Consider the following 19,149-nt stretch of genomic DNA (forward strand, 5'->3'; position numbering starts at 1 on the left):
TGTGACTGTTGGTTGTACCCTTGCCGCATCTGCCGATGAATTCGTGTTGAGAAACGGGAAAGTTGTGGAAGGAACAATATTGAGAGAAATCGGAGAAACCATCATCTTAAAAGGTCAGGACGGTATTCTTTTGAATATCAAAAAAGAAGAGATTGACCAGGAGAAAACTGAGGAAAGAAAAAAATCGGGCGTGAAGGAAAAACCAGCAGATTCCACAAGGCAGTCACAACCCGGAAGACCACCCAAAAAAATCTCCAAGGAATATCTGGAATCGCTTCGCGAGAAATACGATCTCGGTCAGGGTTCTTATGGAGAAGCGTACGAACTCAATCTGAAGGAGGTAGCGAAGTACAGGAATTTTCCCCGCGAGGAACCTGACTTCGAGCAGAAAGTCCTCAAGGCGAGCCTGCCCGTGATTGTGGATTTTTGGGCGGAGTGGTGCGGGCCCTGTAAAGCACTCGCTCCGCATGTTGATTCGGTGGAAAAGGAATTTCAAGATAGAGTTGTCGTTTACAAAGTCAACATTGATGAAGAGGTTGATATCGCATCGTTTTATAAGATTCAGGCAATCCCCACATTAGTGTTCTTTAACAATGGAGAAGAGGTCGACCGGATCGTTGGCGTTATTCCCAAGGAAGAGATTTCTGCCCGATTGAAACACTGTTGTTTGGAACCAGGTTCAGTTCCTGTCGATTGAGATAAAAGTACCTTCATCAATCACACCGTCGCGGACGCGATAAACTGTGATTCCTGATGGTAACTGCATTCCTGCCATGGAACTCGGGCCTACAACTGCTGCCGATTGATGAAAACGTGTTTTCCCTTTCTCTGTTTCGTAAGTCAAACTTTCCCTCATATGCATATGGCCACCAAGAGCAAGCGGGAAAGGATGTTTTCTCAGTTCAGTTAAAACCGCTTCGGCGTTCGATACAACGTGACGAAAAACGGTTTGCCCGTTCACTTTGATGAGAGTCGGTGCCGGCGGATCCTCTCTGTATCCTGACAGGTTTTCCGCTGCGCTCGCCAGCGGTATGTGATTAAAGGTGACGACCGGCCGGCTGACCGGAATGGATTCGAGATCCTTTTTTAACCAGTCCAGCTGAACTTGATCCAGATGTCCGTAGTACCAGAGGTCATCAACGTCCACGGAGTCCATGCCGATGAAATGAATTCCTCCGTAATTAAACGAATAATAATTCGGTCCGAGATAGTGGCGATACATTTTCTTTCCATACATGGGATGGCCGGGGCTTATCGACGACAGATGGCGTTCGATTCCGAAAATTTCATGATTTCCCGGAACGGTAAAGATGGGCGCAGGCGCATTCTGAATTCCTTTCAGAAAGAGTTCGTAATAACCCCTCGCTTCCTGTTCCGAAACTCTAAGCGCGTCCTTGACCAGATCACCAGTGATTAAAACGAAAGCAGGTTTGACGGAACGAATAAGTTCCTGAAGTTTCTCGGTTCGGACAAAACTCTCCTGACTGATGTGAGTATCGGACGCATGCACGAATTGAAATTCTTTGACTGAATTTGTCTTTTGAAGTGGAAAATCAATTCGCTGTTTCTTCTTCCCCGTATCGACTCGCTTCCAGAAGGATCCAACCGGTTGATAACAATCCGGAATGCTCACGAAGAGAAGGTTTTGTTCTATGGGAGTTTTTAGATTGTATGAACCCGTTTCATCGCTGATCGAAACATCCACCTGATTTGAGACTACCACTGCTTTCAGTGGCGGCTCCCCGTTGTCTCGTTTGCCGTTTCCATTATCGTCAACAAAGACTGTCCCGGTGATGCTAATCCGCTCCGGCTCCTCTGCAGCAAAAGCAGCAAGCCCGAGGACAACGAGCATAAAAATCCACGTTTTCTGTATTTTCAAAGTTGTTCCAACCTCCTCGAAGATGAGGATACGCGACTCTTGTTTAAATGGAAAGTTGCAAGTAGCGCGGGCCTCTGGCCGGCGATTCGCAGGCGAGACGCCCGCGCTACAAATTGGGAGAGTTGGGAGAGTTGCGCATTTGCGGGGCAATACCCATTATGGTAGAATCTGCGGGTCCAAAATACAGTGCTGAAGCGATGAGTAATGAGACCGGCTAATGAGGACTCATGACTCATTACTTTGCACTTAAAGAGAAGGAGGTGAATTCTCATTGGCTGAAGTAATCGTTCAAGATGGTGAATCGTTGGAATCTGCGCTGAAACGTTTCAAGCGCAAAGTCCAACAGGAAGACATCATCAAAGAAATTAAGAAGCATTCCTTTTATCTGAAGCCCGGCGAGAAAAAGAGAGCCAAACAGGCTTCTGCCCGGAAGCGATTGCGTCGCAAACTCCGCAGGCAATCCACTTAATTCACTACTCTCTTAATCCAAGAATTAGTTTTACTGCAAAGTAGCGCGGACGTCTCGTCTGCGCAGGTCCGCAGGCGAGACGCCTGCCCTACATTGCTAGGAAAACAGAGGTGAAATGTGTCGTACGATCAACTAAAAGAACTGAACACGGGCGGCAAAATCAAAGTCAATGCAGGTAAAGTCGAGGTCCCTGATGAGCCGATCATTCCCTTTGTCGAAGGGGATGGGATTGGAAGAGACATTACGAAAGCGACTCAACGCGTGGTGAATGCGGCCATCGAAAAATCCTACCGTGGCAAGAGGAAAATCCACTGGTGGGAAATATATGCAGGGGACAAAGCCCAGGAAAAATACAGCGAAATGCTGCCGAAGGATACACTGAGGGCCGTTGAGGATTACAAGGTAGTCATCAAAGGTCCATTGACGACCCCCGTGGGTGGCGGTTTTCGGAGTTTGAATGTTACATTGCGACAGGTCCTGGATTTATATGGATGCGTGCGTCCTGTAAAGTACTATCCCGGCGTTCCTTCTCCTGTCCGGCAACCGGAAAAAATGAATGTTGTGATCTTTCGTGAAAACACTGAAGATGTTTACGCCGGTGTGGAATGGAAAGCGGAATCCGAACAGGCCAGGAAAGTGCTTGGTTGGATTAATGAAAATATGGGCACCAAAATTCGTCCGGAATCAGGTGTCGGAATTAAACCGATCTCAAAATTTGCAAGCCAGCGTTTGGTTCGGATGGCGATTCAATATGCGCTCAGACACAAGAAAAAAAGTGTGACGCTGGTTCACAAAGGCAACATTCAAAAATTCACGGAAGGCGCATTCCGGGATTGGGGTTACGAGCTTGCGCGCACAGAATTTGCGGACACGACAATCGCCGAAGAGCAACTGGGACAACAATCGGCCGGCGAAGCGGGTGAAAAGGTTGTGATGAAAGACCGCATTGCAGATTCGATGTTTCAGCAAATTTTGACACGGACCGAGGAGTATGACGTTATTGCTACAACAAACTTGAACGGCGACTACCTTTCCGACGCCTGCGCGGCGCAAGTTGGCGGACTCGGCATTGCCCCCGGCGCAAACATTGGCGACGAAGCTGCTTTATTCGAAGCGACTCATGGAACAGCGCCAAAATATGCGGACAAAGATATGGTTAACCCGGGTTCTCTTTTACTGTCCGCGGTAATGATGCTTGAATTTATGGGGTGGCAGGAAGCCGCGGATTCGATCGAAGCCGCATTTACAAAAACCATTCAACAGAAAAAAGTCACGTACGATCTGGCACGGCAAACGGAAGGAGCCATTGAGCTGAAAACTTCCGAGTTTGCGACTGCCATCATTGAGAATTTCTAATCAGGGGAGCGCTATGGGAAGAAAAAAAGTTACTGTCGTTGGTGCTGGAAATGTAGGCGCAACGGTTGCGCAACAGTGCGCTGAAAAAGAGCTTGCCGATGTAGCGATGGTTGATATTGTGGAAGGCGTGCCGCAGGGCAAGGCTCTGGATCTAATGCAGGCCGGTCCGATTGAGAGATACAACTCCAAGCTCACCGGTTCGAACAGCTACGACATTACAGATGATTCTGACATCATCGTCATCACGGCGGGTTTACCGCGTAAACCCGGGATGAGCCGTGATGATTTGCTGCTTAAAAACGCGGGCATCGTAAAAGAAGTTGTGGAGCAGGTTGCGAAGCGCTCGCCGAATGCCATCATTATTGTGGTTTCGAATCCGTTGGATGCGATGGCGCATCTTGCGTTGAAGATGAGTGGCTTTCCAAAGCATCGCGTGATGGGAATGGCAGGCGTGTTGGATTCCGCGCGATTTCGCACATTTATCGCTGAAGCACTGGAAGTTTCCATTGATAATACACATGCGTTTGTGCTTGGCGGTCATGGGGATGAAATGGTTCCGCTTGCGCGTTACTCGACGGTCGCGGGAATCCCGATCACAGAATTGTTTTCGCCGGAGAAACTCGAAGCCATCATTCAGCGGACGCGGAAGGGTGGTGGCGAGATTGTTGCGTTACTGAAAACGGGAAGCGCTTATTACGCGCCAGGCTCTTCCGTAGTTGAAATGATTGATGCCATATTGAAAGACAAAAAGAAGATTTTGCCTTGCGCGGCCTATCTCGAAGGAGAATATGGTGTGCAGGGCCTATTTCTAGGAGTTCCTGTGAAACTCGGCTCGCACGGTATCGAAAACATTGTCGAAATCAAGTTGCTGCCGGAAGAACAAGCGATGCTGAACAAATCCATTTCGACTGTACAGGAACTGATCGATGTTCTGAAGAAAAATAATTATTTATGAGATTTTGCGCCGGCGAGACGCCCGCGCTACTTTGTTTATGAAAATACACGAATACCAGGGCAAGGAACTTTTTCGCAGTTACAACATTCCAGTTCCGAATGGCATTGTTGCGACAACTCCGGAAGAAGCGAAAGAAGCTGCTATCCGGTTGGGAACTCCGGTGGTTGTGGTGAAGGCTCAGATTCATGCCGGCGGGCGCGGCAAAGGAGGCGGGATCAAGATTGCGAAGAGTCCGGAGGAAGCCGCGCAGAAGGCCGCGGAGTTATTGGGCAAACCACTCGTAACGCCACAAACAGGACCTGAGGGGCGCATCGTAAATAAGGTACTGATCGAACAAGGACTCGATATTGCAAAGGAATACTATCTGGGAATCGTTTTAGACCGTCAGGCTTCTTTGCCGGTTGTGATGGCAAGCGCAGAAGGCGGAATGGATATCGAAACGCTGGCAAAGGAAAGGCCGGAAGCGCTCATTCGATTTCATGTACGGGATCGCGAGATCCGTCAGCATCAAGCGCGGCGCTTTGCGTATGGAATCGGAATTCCAACGGACAGCATTCCGAAAGCGATCCATTTTCTGACGCAATTATTCAAGCTTTTTGTTGAGAAGGATGCAACCCTTGCCGAAATCAATCCACTTTTGTTGAGCAAACAAGGGGATGTTCTGGCGCTGGATGCAAAAATCAACTTTGATGACAATGCGCTTTTCAAGCATCCGGAGATAGTTGCTCTGCGAGACATCGGTGAAGAGGATCCTTTTGAAGTTAAAGCTTCCAGATACGGTTTGAACTACGTCAAACTTGAAGGAACGGTCGGGTGCATGGTCAACGGCGCGGGTCTGGCAATGGCTACCATGGACATCATCAAACTGGCCGGCGGACAACCCGCAAACTTTCTGGACGTTGGCGGCGGGGCGAAGAAGGATCAGATCGTGAATGCATTCCGCATTCTCACTTCCGATCCGGATGTGCAAGCGGTGCTGATCAATATTTTCGGCGGAATTTTGAGATGCGATGTTCTGGCCCAGGGAGTCGTGGATGCAGCTTCGGAATTGGACCTGAAACTGCCTGTTGTTGTGAGAATGGAAGGCACCAACGTGGAGAAGGGAAGAGAGATTCTTCTCAATTCCGGTTTAAAGTTCACCGTTGCCGACAGCATGAAAGATGCAGCCGAAAAAGTTGTGGCTCTCGCGAGGTAAGAACGAATGAGCGTACTGGTTGACAAAAAATCACGAATCATCGTACAGGGAATTACCGGAAAAGAAGGTAAATTTCATGCGTATCACTGCATGGACTATGCGTCTACTAATATTGTAGGAGGCGTGACGCCGGGCAAAGGCGGGACCCTATTCAGCGAGGTGCCACCGGGAAAGAAGCCGGTTCCGGTTTTTAATACTGTTGCGGAAGCCGTACAGAAAGAAGGAGCGAACGTTTCGGTAATATTTGTTCCGCCACCCTATGCCGCCGATGCGATTCTGGAATCGATCGATGCAGATATCGAGCTGATCATCGCAATCACGGAAGGGATTCCGGTCAATGACATGGTTCAGGTCAAACGGGTTTTGCGGGAGTCTGGCAAATCCCGTTTAATCGGGCCCAATTGTCCCGGAATTATTTCACCCGGCAAGTGCAAAATTGGAATCATGCCCGGATTTATTCACAGGCCAGGAAATATTGGTGTGGTTAGCCGGAGCGGAACGCTCACATATGAGGCCGTATGGCAGCTCACCGGCCTTGGTATGGGACAGTCGACCTGCATTGGAATCGGCGGTGATCCTGTAAATGGCACAAACTTCATTGATGCGCTGCAGCTATTTCAAGCGGATCCGGAAACGCACGCAATCGTGATGATTGGTGAAATCGGTGGAACTGCGGAAGAAAATGCTGCAGAACATATCCGGAAGAATATTTCGAAGCCTGTCGTTTCCTTTATCGCCGGAATGACGGCCCCGGCAGACAAAAGGATGGGTCACGCAGGAGCAATTGTCTCCGGTGGTAGCGGGACCGCCGCATCGAAGATCGCTGCGCTTGAAGCTGCCGGCGTGAGCGTGAGCCGGAGCCCCGCTGATATCGGTAGCACTATGAAGGAGTTGATTCATTAACCGCAGAGAACGCAGAGATCGCTGAGTAGAAAATGAGCCTTTTCTTTTTTACTCTGCGTTCTCTGCGTGCTCTGCGGTGAAAATAATAAACTGGAGTTGATATGCAAAGAACATTAGCGATTGTAAAACCGGACGGCGTTGCTCAAAGAGTAATCGGAGAAGTCGTAAAAAGATTGGAAGGAGCCGGCTTCCGAATTGTTGGAATGAAAATGGTGAATCTATCACCGGAAAAAGCGGGCTCTTTTTATGCTGTGCACCGCGAGCGTCCTTTTTATCAAAGCCTCATAAAGTTTATGAGCTCCGGACCGTGTGTGCCGGTTGTTTTGGAAGGGGAGAATGTGATTGAACGATTGCGGACTCTGATGGGCGCGACGGATCCGGCAAAAGCTGCCGAAGGAACCATCCGGAAAGATCTGGCCGCGAATGTGGAACGAAATATCATTCATGGCTCGGATTCTGAGAACTCTGCCACCACTGAAATACCGTTCTTTTTCAGTCAGTTTGAGCTTCTACCTTAGCTGGGATCATCCTTTATGAAATTCTACGACATCACTGTTGACATTCATCCTGGAATGCAGACTTACCCGGGTGATCCGCGTTTTCGCTCGAAATCCATCAAGTCGCTTGAGAAAGGTGATCCCTTTGGTTTATCCAAAATCATGATGTCGAATCATGTCGGCACGCATGTGGATGCTCCTTCCCATTTGCATGAGGGAGGCCTGACCATTACAGACATACCCCTGGAAGTGATGAATGGAAGAGCGCGTGTCGTGGAAATTCATAATGGTGAAAAAATCGATTTGCCGGAGCTTAAACAACTTATCTTGATGGATGATTTCCGGATCCTGTTTAAGACGCGCAACTCTCATCTTTGGAGCAACCACAAGTACTTCAGCAAAAAGTATGTCTATCTGACCTCTGATGGCGCCCGGTACTTAATCGATAACGGCATCAAGCTGATCGGTTTTGATTATCATTCGGTGGACCGTTTCGGAGATGACGAATACCCTGTTCACAAGTTGTTATTGGAAAATCAGATTGCGCTGGTCGAAGGTTTGAATCTTGCTGAAGTGGAGGAAGGGGAATACGAACTTTCCTGCCTGCCGTTGCGCCTGAAAGGAATGGATGCCGCCCCCGCCCGCGTGGTTTTGAAGAAGTAAGTAACAAAGTAGCGTGGGCGTCCCGCCTGCGAGAAACGAGAAGAGCTTTGCCGGCGGGACGCCCGCGCTATTTTACTTACACGCGTTGACGAAAGATTCGAACAACGAGTGAAACGTGGCGCCATGGTCCACAAATTCTTCCGGGTGCCATTGGACACCCAGAAAATAGCGCGCATCAGGAAGTTCCAGCCCTTCCACAACACCATCATCGGACCATGCGGTTGCGATGAGGCCTTTCCCCAAATCCTTAACAGATTGATGATGAAAACTGTTGACGCTCACGCGATCTTTGCCGATGATCGCGTGCAATCGAGTGCCTTGAAGAATGGAAACGTCATGACCCGGATTGCCAGGGGCTTTCTTGGAATCATGAACAATCAAAGTCTTGATTTCATCAGGAATGTGTTGAATCAGATTTCCACCCAGCGCGACATTTATCAGCTGCACACCACGGCAAATTCCAAACACCGGAATTCCACGTCGCAAAGCTTCGCGCGTTAAAGTCAATTCCATTTCATCCCGATCCCTGTTGATATGATGCACCATCGGATGATTTACTTCATCGAATTCCTTTGCATCAATATCGCCGCCTCCTGTCAACAGCATTCCGTTAAGATGATCGATCACATCCATAGTGACCGCGCGCGGTAGCAGAACTTCCACATCCGCGCCGGCCAATTCCACAGAGCGCTGGTATTTGGGAACTCTTCGCATTCCATCCGAAGCTATTCCGATCAAAGGCTTTTTCATGAAGAGTACCATGCGCGAACTTTACCGTCGCGCGCTTCCACCAGATCGCTGATCGTCATGGCTGCGTGAATCAGGCCGACATGGGTATATGCCTGAGGAAAATTCCCCAGCAAAGTCCCTGTTGTTGGATCGACATCTTCCGAAAAAAGACCTGCGTGGTTAGCAAAACTATTGAGATGGTGAAATAATTTGATCGCTTCATCCAGACGACCCATTAATGCAAGAGCTTCCGCCCACCAGAAGGAACAAATCGTAAACGCGCTTGTTGTCGCTCCAAAATCATCCGGGTTGATGTACCGTAGCATCAAACCATTTTCCACCAGCATTTCCTGATACGCATCTACGGTGGACACAAATCGCGGATCCCTTGCGTCCAACAACCCGAGAGTGGGCAACAAAAGATTGGCCGCGTCAGCATTCTCCCCATCCAATCCCTGAGTGAAGTAGCCGAGACTTTCGTTGTAGCCGTGTCTGAGAATGATTTCCAGTTCTTTGTCCGCCACTCGTTCCCAGCGTTCTGCGCAATCGAACCGTTTGAACCTCCGCGCCAGTCTGGCGCCGCGGCTGATCGCAACCCAGCACATCGCCCGCGAAAATGTATAAGGACGCAACAAGGAACGGAATTCCCAGATCCCTGTATCAAGCGTGGGCGCGGCGACAATTGCATCCTCCACCATGCGATGAATCAGCGGAAAAAAACCTTCAGGATCCGAATGCACAATTCGGGGATCGCTCAACAGCGTTTCAAGACAGAGAATGATTTCGCCCATCAGATCATTTTGCTTTTGTTCATAAGCGGCATTTCCAATCCTCACATGGCCATTTCCTCCAAAACCTGCCAGATGTGGAAGCGCGATTTCGGGCAAATGCCTTTCGCCATCAATGCCATAGACCGGCTGAAGTGGGCCGGCTTCAGCAACATCCCGCAAGTACAGAATGAAATTTTCCCCCTCGTTCACATGACTCAACCGGCGGAGTGCTTCGACCACGAAGGAAGCATCGCGAAGCCAGCAATACCTGTAATCCCAGGTGCGCGGCGTCCCGAGAGCTTCAGGAATACTGGTAGTGGATGCGGCAATGATTGCGCCTGTATCATGATACACATGAAGTTTCAAACAGAGCGCAGAGCGGAGCACTTCAACCGGAGCAAAAGTCGGAAGCGCGCACGTTTTTGCCCAGGCTCGCCAGCCCGCAATCGTAAGATCCAGGTTGCGATTGATTTCCGCAAGTGTCGGATACTCCAGGAACTTGCCGTACGAAAGCACAAAATAGATCGGCCGGTTTAAGACAAACTCCCTTTTTGAAAGCACGTAAGGAGCGGGAAGGTTCGTCGAAAGATGGAGCGGTATGGAATCACTCCGTATTTCTATGCCTGAGTTGGATTGCAACAAATCGGGTTTGATCCGGGCATAATCGGGCCGCGGGTCAAAATCGATGCGCAACCGGGGTTGTCCTGCGAGCGGTTTTATGATCCGAATGAGCTGAATGGGCGCACTCACACTCAGGCCTTCCGGTATCCGGGGCGCAAAATCAATGATTTCCCATGCAGAATCGCTCTTCTCAAAGATGGTTGAAATTACATTCGTGTTTGACAGGTACTTCATGTTGCCCTGAATCTCGGAATCTGAAAACAAAACTTGAAATACGCCACCATTGTCGCGATCCAGAATTCGGGCAAAAACAGACGGGGAATCAAAGCGCGGCAAACAGAGCCATTCAATCGCGCTGCTCGGTGAGACGAGGGCAAGGACCCGTCCATTTCCGATCACAGCGTGGTTAAGCGCCGGAGAACTGATTTCTTCAGAAGGCATTTATCAGGTACCTCGGGAATTTCACTTAAATCATAGTATCAGGAGAACGCCTTTTCATCTTCATGTGATGCTATCATCGGGTTAGAGCGCATGAATGTCACCTGGAATTTCCAATTGCAATCCCGTAGACGTTGCGCCAGTTGCAGGCAGTACATTCTTAGTTTGAAGAATGCTCTTTATTGCCGGGACTGCTGCGCGCAATATCATTCTGCCTGCTGGCAGAAAACAAAATCCTGCAGCGTTGCACAGTGTGGCGGCATTCTTTATTACGTATTTCTTCTCCCGTCATTGCTCCATCAGACCAGCAATTATCGGCGAGCACACGGTCTTCCCTTAAACAAAACGCTTTTGCCGGCGCTTCAGACTGCTTGGAAGAATTCACTTGCTGGAGAGATCATAGAGGCGGAGCTCAGATTACAAAGAAATCTGTTCTATGCAATCGCCAAAATCACTCTTGCTATGTGCGGTATCACCGGTTTCGTATGCTTGTTGCTGTTGAGTTTACCGGATGCCTTTACGGGCGCGTTTACATTTTTACTTCTGGCTGTCCCTGGAATCACAATTTTGTTTGCTAGCACCGCTGCCGGCAGGCTGACCGGTCCAATTGAAGGGAAAAAAAGCTCGCCGGCTAAAACGCAAACGCTTCACGGATTGCTGAGTCTATTCCTTAGTTTCTTGTTGTCGTTGCCATTTATCTTTCTCGCTTTGTTGTTTGTGGATGTCAAATTGCTTGCTGAGGCCGGGGCGGATGCAAAAAGATTCTTTTTCCTGTTCACAACCAGCGGGGATCAATCCGCTTTCCTGGCCCTATTGAACTTGCATATTGTGGCTTTCGCGGTGTCCTGTGGATACCGGAATAGTCTGATCCCTGCGCTGTTAGCTATGTTTTTTGGATTTGTTGATCTCCTTTTGATGAGCACTGCTGCTCGTCTTTTTTTCCTGAACGTTTACCCATTTGAAATCGACTGGACACCGTTTCTACAGTGGCTGGCCTTCAAACAACATGTCGCGTGGATGACAAGTTTGGTTGCAGTCTGGCTTTTCTTGCGGTTCAGGGATAGGAAGAAGAGAATCGATCTCAGGACAAAACTCGTGATCGGATTGCTTTTAACGCTGGGAATTCTCTTTACCGCGATCAAGATAGTTGCTCTGCTTTTGCAGTTGGCGGCGAAACCCCCGGTTCTATGATCTGGATCGCTGCTGTTGTTCTACTTACCTTCCTTTTAACGCTGTTACTTTCAAGGTTGCTTCGAAGGTATGAAGCCTACCTGGAACGTTTGTGTGCACAATGGAAGGGAACATACAAACAGAAATACGATCATCTAGAGCAGATTTTGAAAGGAAAAGGAGCCTATCAGTTTCAGGGACTCTACCGGGAAAGAGCATTTGAGATTGAGTACTCCTATAGATGGGGTGCGTTCCTTGATGAGCAGATACGAGACACTCCGAAAGAAAGCTTGCGAATCCGGTTTCCGGTTATTCAAAAATTCTGGCTTCGAATGATCCGATCTGGTCCCGAAAAGCATTCTGGCGAGGATGTATTGTTTAAGACTCCAGCAGGCTCAATTTACTTGATTCACAGCAATCAGATGGAAGCTGCCAGCGAATTTCTTAAAATGGAAAATGCACAAAATCAATTTCCAGTTATTTTTGATCGCCTGGAAATTTATCAGGGAGCTGGTGAAATAGAAATTCTTTTTCCAGCAAGGCGCCGATTTAGTGAGAATGATTTTACCGCGGCAATCACCTCACTCTTCGCTCTTCTGTCAGCCTACGAAGGAATGAGTAAACTCGTTCTTGCTGTCTTTGTTCACGGGATTTTGAATAAATGTCCCTATTGCCGCGACGAATTTCGCAGCGGGCAGGAGCAAATCGTTCATTGCGGGCAATGTGGCGCCCGGCTTCATCAAAGTTGCTGGAAAGAAAATGGCGAGTGTACAACCTGGGGATGTCAAACTAGAATTGCGCTAAGAACATAAACAGGAATCGATCCGGCTATTGAAACTCCTTTAGTTTTGACTCATACTCCTCAATCTTCTTTTCTAAAGCCCGAATTTGCTCTTGAGACCCTCCTGTTTTCCGAAGAGTCTCGAGATCATATTTCAGCGCTTGAATCATTTTCTTTGTGGATTCTATGTCCTTTTGGGTTGCAGGCCCTTTCGTGAGGTGTGCTCGATAGATTGCAAGATCCCTTTTTAGTTCATCTAGTTCTTCCTTGTATTTGTCCAGCCGGAACTGTTCATAAAATCGATCAGATTCTTTTCGTTTTTTTTCTTCAAGTTCGGCCACTTTGGCTTCTAATTCCCAAATCTGGACCATGTAGGATTGTTCCCGGGGATCTCCCGAAACGGGCAAATCGGCTTGATGCAGATTCTCCTCCGAGTAGGACTTTGCATCTCCCGTATGCGATTCTTTGTTTTGCTTGGCGAGGTCGGCAAGTGAAACGCTACCGTCCGCTTTCCCGCTTTTCTTAGAGGTAAACTGTTTTGTAGAATCCTTACTTTTTGCATTGCGCTCTTGCATTTTCTGATGATCCAGTTCGACTTTTCTGAAGCGTACTGGCAGGCCATCGGATAAAATGGTTTATGCTTTCGTTGTCTTCACGGACTAGCCTGCCTCTAAACAGTTTGCCGTCCTTCTTTCGAATGACTACATACTCCCCGGCATTAAGCACGGTAAGGATCAGGAAAAAGACAAGGAAAAGAACAAGGTTTGTCCCAATCGCATAAGCTCAAGTTGACTAATAACATAGACCCTTTCCCATTTCAAGGAAGGTTTTTTCCAGAGGTGCGAATGACTAACTTTGCGTATGAGTCGCAAAACTACTCATCAATTCTTTCAGCAGCCTGCGGACGTCCTGGTAATCTCTGACATTGTAGGTTGCATGAGAGGCGGTGGTGCCGACTTTCAATGAGTACGCGCCTTCCGGCAAAACTCGAAACAGATCCTCATCAGTCCAGTCGTCTCCCACCGCAAGTATGAAATCGTAGGGTGTGTTCGAGATAAAATGCAGGCCGGCTGCCCCTTTATCGACTCCTCCATTTCGGAGTTCCAGAACTTTACTTCCATGGAGCACAACCACATCCATGTTTGCCGTAAGGTGAACGAGAGTGTCCGTGAGCTCTTTCACCCGAATGGAGGCAAGATCAGGATCGGTCTGGCGGTAATGGAAAGCGAGTGAGTACTCCTTTTGTTCCACAAAGGATCCAGGCAAGCGGTCGGCGAACAACTCCATAATGGGAAGAAGATTCTCTTTCCACATAACGTTCAACGGCTTGAGCATTTTCCAATCTTCATTGCGAATACGCAACCACACGCCGTGTTCGGCTACCAGATTTGCATCTCGAAAAGGGAACCAACGGTCGATTGTTTTCTTATCACGCCCTGTGATCAGAACGACATCCGCAAGCTCCGAAAGATCCTTGATCAGGTGTTGCAATGCAGCATCCGGCTGCGCGAGTCTGGGTTCGCGGGCGAATGGAACGATCGTTCCATCGTAGTCGAGTAAAACGATTCTTCGTTTGGATTGCGCGAACCTGTCAATCAGATCTTTCCTGGCCTGAGCCGGCAACAGCTTCGCGTTGAATTTTCGCTGGTACTCTTTGACCTGAACAACCGTTTGCAGAAAGTCGTTCGCCCAGTGATTCACATCATAACGCTTCAGCCTTTTTTGCATCAACGTGTTTCTGATTTTCTGTTCCTCCGCCGGCATCATCAGCGCCGTCTCCAGCGCGTCAGAAATCTCCTGTGGCGTGTTTGGATTGATTAGAATCGCTTCTCCCATTTCTCTTGCGGCGCCGGCCATCTCACTCAAAATCAAAACCCCCGTTTGATCGATTCGCGAAGAAATGTACTCTTTGGCAATCAGGTTCATTCCATCTCTAAGCGGCGTCACAAGCATGACGTCGCTTAATCCATAGAGAGCAATCATCTCCTCGAAAGGCAGCGATCTGTACTGGTAGAGAATGGGCGTCCAGGAGATGTCTGCGAACCTTCCATTGATTCGGCCTACTTGTTCATCGATCTCTTTTTTCATCATCTGGTAATGCTGAAGCGCCACGCGTGAAGGAACGACGATCAGCAGCAGCACAACCTTTCCGCGCCATTCCGGATTCCTTTCCAGAAACAATTCATAACCGGCCAGCCGGTGGGTGATCCCCTTTGAATAGTCCAAACGATCGATAGATAGAATCACCCGCGATTCTTGCAAACTCTTCCTTATCTCCTCTGATTCGCGGAGCACAGAGGCTTCGCCTGCGGTCTGAAAAAATTTTTGAAAATCAATGCCCATGGGAAAGGTTTCTGCTTTCACAATGTGATCCTCATCAAAAATTTGCCCCATGCAATGTTCCCGTCCCAGAAGCCGAAGCACGCAACGAAAGAAATATTGAACGTAGTCATGAGTATGGAATCCGACAAGATCTGCGCCCAGCAATCCTTTGAGAATCTGATTTCGCCAGCGGCTCGGAAGAAGACGAAAGACCTCAAAGGACGGAAAGGGAATATGAAGGAAAAAACCGATCCGGCTTTCGGGCAATTTTCGACGGATCATGTTAGGCACAAGCATCAGGTGATAATCGTGAACCCAGATCAAGTCATCCGGACGGGCTATTTCCAGGACCGCCTGACAATACCTTTCGTTCATTTCTTTGTACTGTTGCCAGTAATGTTCCTCATAAATTGTGTACGCTGGAAAATAATGAAAGAGCGCCCAGATGGTCTTATTGCAGAAACCGTGATAGAAATTCTCCATTTCCATTTCCGAGAGATAAACTGGGTAGGCATTGAAATTTGCAGAGAATTTTTCCCGAAGGGAGTCCTGGTCCTGCTCCGGAATTGTCGCTCCCGGCCAGCCTATCCAAACATATTGCGAGGCAACGATTGAGTTTGAGATGTTCTCCAGATAGGAACGCAATCCTGTCGCGACTCCGCCCGTGCTTGGCTGAAATACGTAGCCGTCCTCCGACGGTACTACGGTGACCGGTAACCTGTTGCACACCAGAAGTAGACGCATCTTTTTTAGTTCTAAGTAATGAGTGATGAGCAATGAGTGCTCGCCCCTTTAATCAATATGGCGAATCTATGAAAAATCAAGACAACGATCCCCCTTCATAAGGGGAGGAAACGCCACATAGTGTCCTTTCTTACTTGTGATAAGTCCCTATTCAGCTATACTTTTGTTCTTGCCATGGGTGCGGTTAACGAAACGCTAAAAAATTGGGTTCTTGAGGTCCAGCAGTTTACAAGTCTATCGGCGCGGGCCATTGGAGCGTTGTTTACCCGTCCTCGTTTTCCAAACGAAATGTTTTTGCAGATGGATGTTATTGGAGTCGGATCGCTGAATATTGTTTTGCTGACCGGCTTATTTACCGGCATGGTTCTAGCGTTGCAAACCGCGTTGAGTCTGGAAACTTTCGGAGCAAAAAACTACGTTGGCCGGGTTGTGAGTCTCTCCATGGTGCGCGAACTTGGACCGGTTCTCACGGCTTTGATGGTTGCGGGACGGGTGGGGTCCGGAATTGCTGCAGAGCTCGGATCGATGATGGTAACGGATCAAATTAACGCAATGCGTGCTATGGGCTCCGATCCTCTCAGAAGGCTCGTTGTTCCTCGTCTTCTTGCCGGAGTCGTCATGGTTCCAATGTTGACTGTAATCTCGGATACAGTAGGCCTCATGGGAGGCTGGCTGATCTCTCTTCTTTTATTAAAAATTCCCGGAGGACTTTATTTTTCTTCTGCTACCGATGCGCTCATTATTGAAGATATTCTGGGTGGATTGATTAAACCGCTCGTCTTTGGGTTCATCATCTCCATGGTCGGCTGCTATATGGGACTCAGTACCAGCGGAGGCACGCAGGGAGTGGGACGCGCCACGACCCAGTCTGTTGTAGTCTGTTCCGTCATGATACTGGCGGCGAATTTCTTGCTAACGCGAATCTTCTTCGCAATCTTTTAATGATGGCTTCCGGCAACGATCAAAACATTATTGAATTACGAAACGTCGACTATTCTGCGGGTCATTTCAGGATTTTGAAAAACGTGAGTTTGAAGGTAAAGGCCGGCTCCGCAATCATGATTTGCGGAACAAGCGGCGCGGGTAAAAGCACGGTCTTGAAACTTGTTCTGGGTCTGATCAAGCCGGATAGCGGTGAAATTTTCGTGGATGGTGAAGAGATCAGCCACTATAACGAAGATGAACTGATGCCCGTGCGTCAGAAACTGGGAATGGTTTTTCAGGAAAGCGCGCTGTTTGATTCACTCACGGTTCGGGAGAATGTGGGTTACGTTTTGTATGAGCGGTCTCAAATGTCGGATGATGAGATCGAGCAACGCGTTGTGGAATTGTTGACTCTCGTTGAGTTGGAAGAAATGATCGATAAAATGCCGGCTCAGCTGAGCGGCGGTCAAAAACGCAGAGTAGCCATTGCCCGCGCAATGGCTTCCAATCCTCCGATCATCTTATACGATGAGCCCACAGCTGGTCTGGATCCGGTTACATCAAAAACAATCATCAAACAAATGATGAAACTGCGCGATTTCCGGAATGTGACTTCAGTTCTTGTTTCTCATAAATTAGAAGACGGCTTCCGGCTTGCCTATAATGTAATAGAACAACATGGTTCTGAGACTCAAATGGTAAAAGACCAGAGTCGCCAAAGACTATTGGAAACGCGTTTTTATATGCTTCAGGAAGGCGAGGTTATTTTTGAAGGAAACGCGGAAGAGTTTCGAAACTCCTCCGACCCATATATCCAGGAATTTTTGGTTTGAAGAATTTTTCGGCGGCATAGAAAGGGAGGCTGCGGATGGCATCCAAAAAAGAAATCGCATGGGCTGAGCTGAAGGTGGGCGTTCTCATCATCATAGCGTTGGCAATTCTCTCCGCGCTTGTAATTCTTGTTCTTGGTGTCGAATCTCCCTTTGCAAAGCGGTATACGCTGTACACTTACTTGCCCAACATAGGCGGTCTGCGTCCGGATTCACAAGTCATGCTCGAAGGTGTGGCGGCAGGTAGCGTAGAAGAATACGAATTTGAATCCTCCGATCTTGAAAAAGGTGTCCGTATCAAGATGCGCGTATTGAAAAAATACCAGAATCGAATTCGAACGGATTCGATCGCTAAATTGAGAAGCCTTGGATTGCTCGGTGATAAATACATAGAAATCTCACAAGGGACACCGAACGGCCGCGTTCTGGAAGAGGGGGAAGTCATCACAGGTGCGCCGCCTCTGGATCTGGATGAAATGATCGCAAGAGGAACTCATACATTCGATAACTTGAGCAGCACGGTGGATAACATCAAAGCGCTGACTCAGGGAATCCTGGAAGGAGAAGGCACAGTCGGGAAGTTAATGCGCGACGATTCCCTTTACAAAAACGTCAATGAAGTAGCGCGAACTTTGCATGAAGGAAAAGGGACCGTGGCTCATCTGATTAACGACGCAACTTTGTACAGGGAACTCAGCGCCACTGCAGCCAATCTCCGTAAAGTTAGCGCGCGGATCGAGAAAGGGGAGGGTACTGCGGGCAAGCTGATCAGTGACAAAGAAATGGGCGATTCATTGCAATCGAGCATTAAGAAATTGGAAGGAGTGCTTGCGAAAATGGAAAAAGGCGAGGGTACGCTGGGCAAACTCTCCAGTGATCCTGCTCTCTATAACAATCTCAACAAAGTGACCGCAAATCTGGGTCCCATAACTGAGAAAATTGCGAAGGGCGAAGGCACAGTCGGGAAGCTTCTTCGCGACAAAGAACTTTACGACAACCTGAATAAGCTGAGTTCCGAAGCGGCTTTGTTGATCAAAGAAGTTCGGAAGGATCCGAAGAAATATCTACGGATCAAATTCAGCATTTTTTGATTCCACCGCAGAGAACGCGGAGAGCGCAGAGAAAAAATATTTTATCTGTTTTTCGCTCAGCGTTCTCAGCGATCTCTGCGGTAAAAAGAGGAACATGCTCTGGTTAGTACTTCTCGTGTTGCTATCGTTGTGGATTTTGAAGTTTGGTCTGGCTCTCACCGGGTGGTGGATTCCGGTGCTGATGCTGGGAGTGTGCTTGTTTTTCCTCGCAAGTTTGTTTGTGCGGCATGAACAACGCTGATCTTCAGTGGTACGCGGTTTATACGAGATCCCGCCATGAAAAAACCGTTGCGTCGAGGTTGGAAGAGAAACGGATCGAAGTATTCTTACCACTTCGAAAAGTTTTGAGACGCTGGAAAGATCGCCGCAAAGAGGTTCTCATGCCTCTCTTCAGCAGCTACGTATTTGTTCGGATCCCCTTTACGCAAAAACTTTCTGTTCTACAAACGCCTGGGGTGGTGCAGATCCTCAGTGAAGGAAGCAAACCGATGCCGATCCCTGAAGAACAAATTGTGTCGATTCAAAAGCTCGTGGAAAGCGGTTTGACCTACGATCCCTATCCCTATTTGAAGGAAGGCTCTCTTGTGAGCGTGGTTCGTGGACCCCTTACGGGCGTTCAGGGCATTCTCGTGGAAAAACGAAAGAAACATCTTCTGGTTTTGTCTGTGGATCTGATCCAGCAGTCTGCGGCGTTGCAGGTCGATATCAGTGATACGGATGTGGCAGGAATGTAGCCCCGTAACATAAGGTTGTAAACTGATTCCTCCCCGTTATGAAGGGGAGGTAGGAGGGGGTTGGATGAAAACTTATGG

At 48.4% G+C, this 19,149-nt stretch carries 20 protein-coding genes; 15 read left to right on the plus strand and 5 right to left on the minus strand.

The genetic code is table 11. The annotated features are described in order from the left end of the window. The first annotated feature begins 331 nt into the window (after positions 1–331). Positions 332–697: a thioredoxin gene (gene trxA / locus L0156_18475; GenBank protein ID MCI0604975.1), complete on the plus strand. Its 366-nt coding sequence runs from the start codon at positions 332–334 to the stop codon at positions 695–697. On the opposite strand, the gene L0156_18480 is transcribed toward trxA, so the two are convergent. Continuing rightward, a complete protein-coding gene (locus L0156_18480) occupies positions 680–1,879 on the minus strand; it encodes a metallophosphoesterase (protein ID MCI0604976.1) in 1,200 nt (399 codons plus the stop codon). The genes trxA and L0156_18480 overlap by 18 nt on opposite strands. Positions 1,880–2,150: 271 nt before the next feature. On the opposite strand from L0156_18480, the gene rpsU reads away from it, so the two are divergent. The 7 genes from rpsU (at position 2,151) to L0156_18515 (ending at position 7,917) form a co-directional block, all read left to right on the plus strand. Next, complete coding sequence (gene rpsU, locus L0156_18485) at positions 2,151–2,348, plus strand: 30S ribosomal protein S21 (protein ID MCI0604977.1); 198 nt, start codon at positions 2,151–2,153, stop codon at positions 2,346–2,348. Between the two features lie 117 nt (positions 2,349–2,465). After that, the gene (gene icd, locus L0156_18490) at positions 2,466–3,704 is read left to right on the plus strand and encodes an isocitrate dehydrogenase (NADP(+)) (protein MCI0604978.1); all 1,239 of its coding nucleotides are present in this window, start codon (positions 2,466–2,468) and stop codon (positions 3,702–3,704) included. A 13-nt stretch (positions 3,705–3,717) separates the two neighbouring features. Continuing rightward, complete coding sequence (mdh, locus tag L0156_18495) at positions 3,718–4,659, plus strand: malate dehydrogenase (protein MCI0604979.1); 942 nt, start codon at positions 3,718–3,720, stop codon at positions 4,657–4,659. A 37-nt stretch (positions 4,660–4,696) separates the two neighbouring features. Next, on the plus strand, positions 4,697–5,854 hold the full coding sequence (sucC, locus tag L0156_18500) for an ADP-forming succinate--CoA ligase subunit beta (GenBank protein MCI0604980.1): 1,158 nt from the start codon (positions 4,697–4,699) through the stop codon (positions 5,852–5,854). 6 nt (positions 5,855–5,860) lie between these two features. Next, positions 5,861–6,757 carry a succinate--CoA ligase subunit alpha gene (sucD, locus tag L0156_18505; GenBank protein MCI0604981.1) on the plus strand — a complete coding sequence of 299 codons (897 nt, stop codon included), beginning with the start codon at positions 5,861–5,863 and terminating at the stop codon, positions 6,755–6,757. A 101-nt stretch (positions 6,758–6,858) separates the two neighbouring features. Next, positions 6,859–7,275, plus strand: coding sequence for a nucleoside-diphosphate kinase (ndk, locus tag L0156_18510; protein MCI0604982.1), 417 nt, complete (start codon positions 6,859–6,861; stop codon positions 7,273–7,275). A 15-nt stretch (positions 7,276–7,290) separates the two neighbouring features. After that, positions 7,291–7,917 carry a cyclase family protein gene (locus L0156_18515; GenBank protein ID MCI0604983.1) on the plus strand — a complete coding sequence of 209 codons (627 nt, stop codon included), beginning with the start codon at positions 7,291–7,293 and terminating at the stop codon, positions 7,915–7,917. Positions 7,918–7,989: 72 nt separating this feature from the next. On the opposite strand, the gene L0156_18520 is transcribed toward L0156_18515, so the two are convergent. Both L0156_18520 and L0156_18525 read right to left on the minus strand, forming a co-directional pair. Then, on the minus strand, positions 7,990–8,667 hold the full coding sequence (locus tag L0156_18520) for a gamma-glutamyl-gamma-aminobutyrate hydrolase family protein (GenBank protein ID MCI0604984.1): 678 nt from the start codon (positions 8,665–8,667) through the stop codon (positions 7,990–7,992). After that, the gene (locus tag L0156_18525; GenBank protein MCI0604985.1) at positions 8,664–10,478 is read right to left on the minus strand and encodes a glycoside hydrolase family 15 protein; all 1,815 of its coding nucleotides are present in this window, start codon (positions 10,476–10,478) and stop codon (positions 8,664–8,666) included. The genes L0156_18520 and L0156_18525 overlap by 4 nt, the downstream gene beginning before the upstream one ends. A 162-nt stretch (positions 10,479–10,640) precedes the next feature. Between L0156_18525 and L0156_18530 the strand changes: the two genes are divergently transcribed. After that, positions 10,641–11,666: a hypothetical protein gene (locus tag L0156_18530; protein MCI0604986.1), complete on the plus strand. Its 1,026-nt coding sequence runs from the start codon at positions 10,641–10,643 to the stop codon at positions 11,664–11,666. Further along, positions 11,663–12,457 (plus strand): hypothetical protein, encoded by a 795-nt coding sequence (locus L0156_18535; GenBank protein MCI0604987.1) that lies wholly within the window; start codon positions 11,663–11,665, stop codon positions 12,455–12,457. Before L0156_18530 ends, L0156_18535 begins: the two co-directional genes overlap by 4 nt. A 16-nt stretch (positions 12,458–12,473) precedes the next feature. On the opposite strand, the gene L0156_18540 is transcribed toward L0156_18535, so the two are convergent. Both L0156_18540 and L0156_18545 read right to left on the minus strand, forming a co-directional pair. Further along, positions 12,474–13,001, minus strand: a complete 528-nt coding sequence (locus L0156_18540) for a hypothetical protein (GenBank protein MCI0604988.1) — start codon at positions 12,999–13,001, stop codon at positions 12,474–12,476. A 274-nt stretch (positions 13,002–13,275) separates the two neighbouring features. Continuing rightward, positions 13,276–15,492: a bifunctional alpha,alpha-trehalose-phosphate synthase (UDP-forming)/trehalose-phosphatase gene (locus tag L0156_18545; protein MCI0604989.1), complete on the minus strand. Its 2,217-nt coding sequence runs from the start codon at positions 15,490–15,492 to the stop codon at positions 13,276–13,278. A 174-nt stretch (positions 15,493–15,666) separates the two neighbouring features. Between L0156_18545 and L0156_18550 the strand changes: the two genes are divergently transcribed. The 5 genes from L0156_18550 to L0156_18570 all read left to right on the plus strand — a co-directional run bounded on the left by L0156_18550 (position 15,667) and on the right by L0156_18570 (position 19,071). After that, positions 15,667–16,434, plus strand: a complete 768-nt coding sequence (locus L0156_18550) for an ABC transporter permease (GenBank protein MCI0604990.1) — start codon at positions 15,667–15,669, stop codon at positions 16,432–16,434. A gap of 2 nt (positions 16,435–16,436) precedes the next feature. Then, the gene (locus L0156_18555; GenBank protein ID MCI0604991.1) at positions 16,437–17,249 is read left to right on the plus strand and encodes an ATP-binding cassette domain-containing protein; all 813 of its coding nucleotides are present in this window, start codon (positions 16,437–16,439) and stop codon (positions 17,247–17,249) included. Between the two features lie 35 nt (positions 17,250–17,284). Continuing rightward, entirely contained in the window at positions 17,285–18,337 is a 1,053-nt protein-coding gene (locus L0156_18560; protein MCI0604992.1) for an MlaD family protein, read from the plus strand. A 94-nt stretch (positions 18,338–18,431) separates the two neighbouring features. Further along, positions 18,432–18,578, plus strand: coding sequence for a hypothetical protein (locus L0156_18565; GenBank protein MCI0604993.1), 147 nt, complete (start codon positions 18,432–18,434; stop codon positions 18,576–18,578). After that, a complete protein-coding gene (locus tag L0156_18570) occupies positions 18,565–19,071 on the plus strand; it encodes a UpxY family transcription antiterminator (protein MCI0604994.1) in 507 nt (168 codons plus the stop codon). Before L0156_18565 ends, L0156_18570 begins: the two co-directional genes overlap by 14 nt. Positions 19,072–19,149: the final 78 nt, after the last annotated feature.

This window comes from bacterium, from assembly GCA_022616075.1.
Classification (GTDB): Bacteria; Acidobacteriota; HRBIN11; order JAKEFK01; family JAKEFK01; genus JAKEFK01.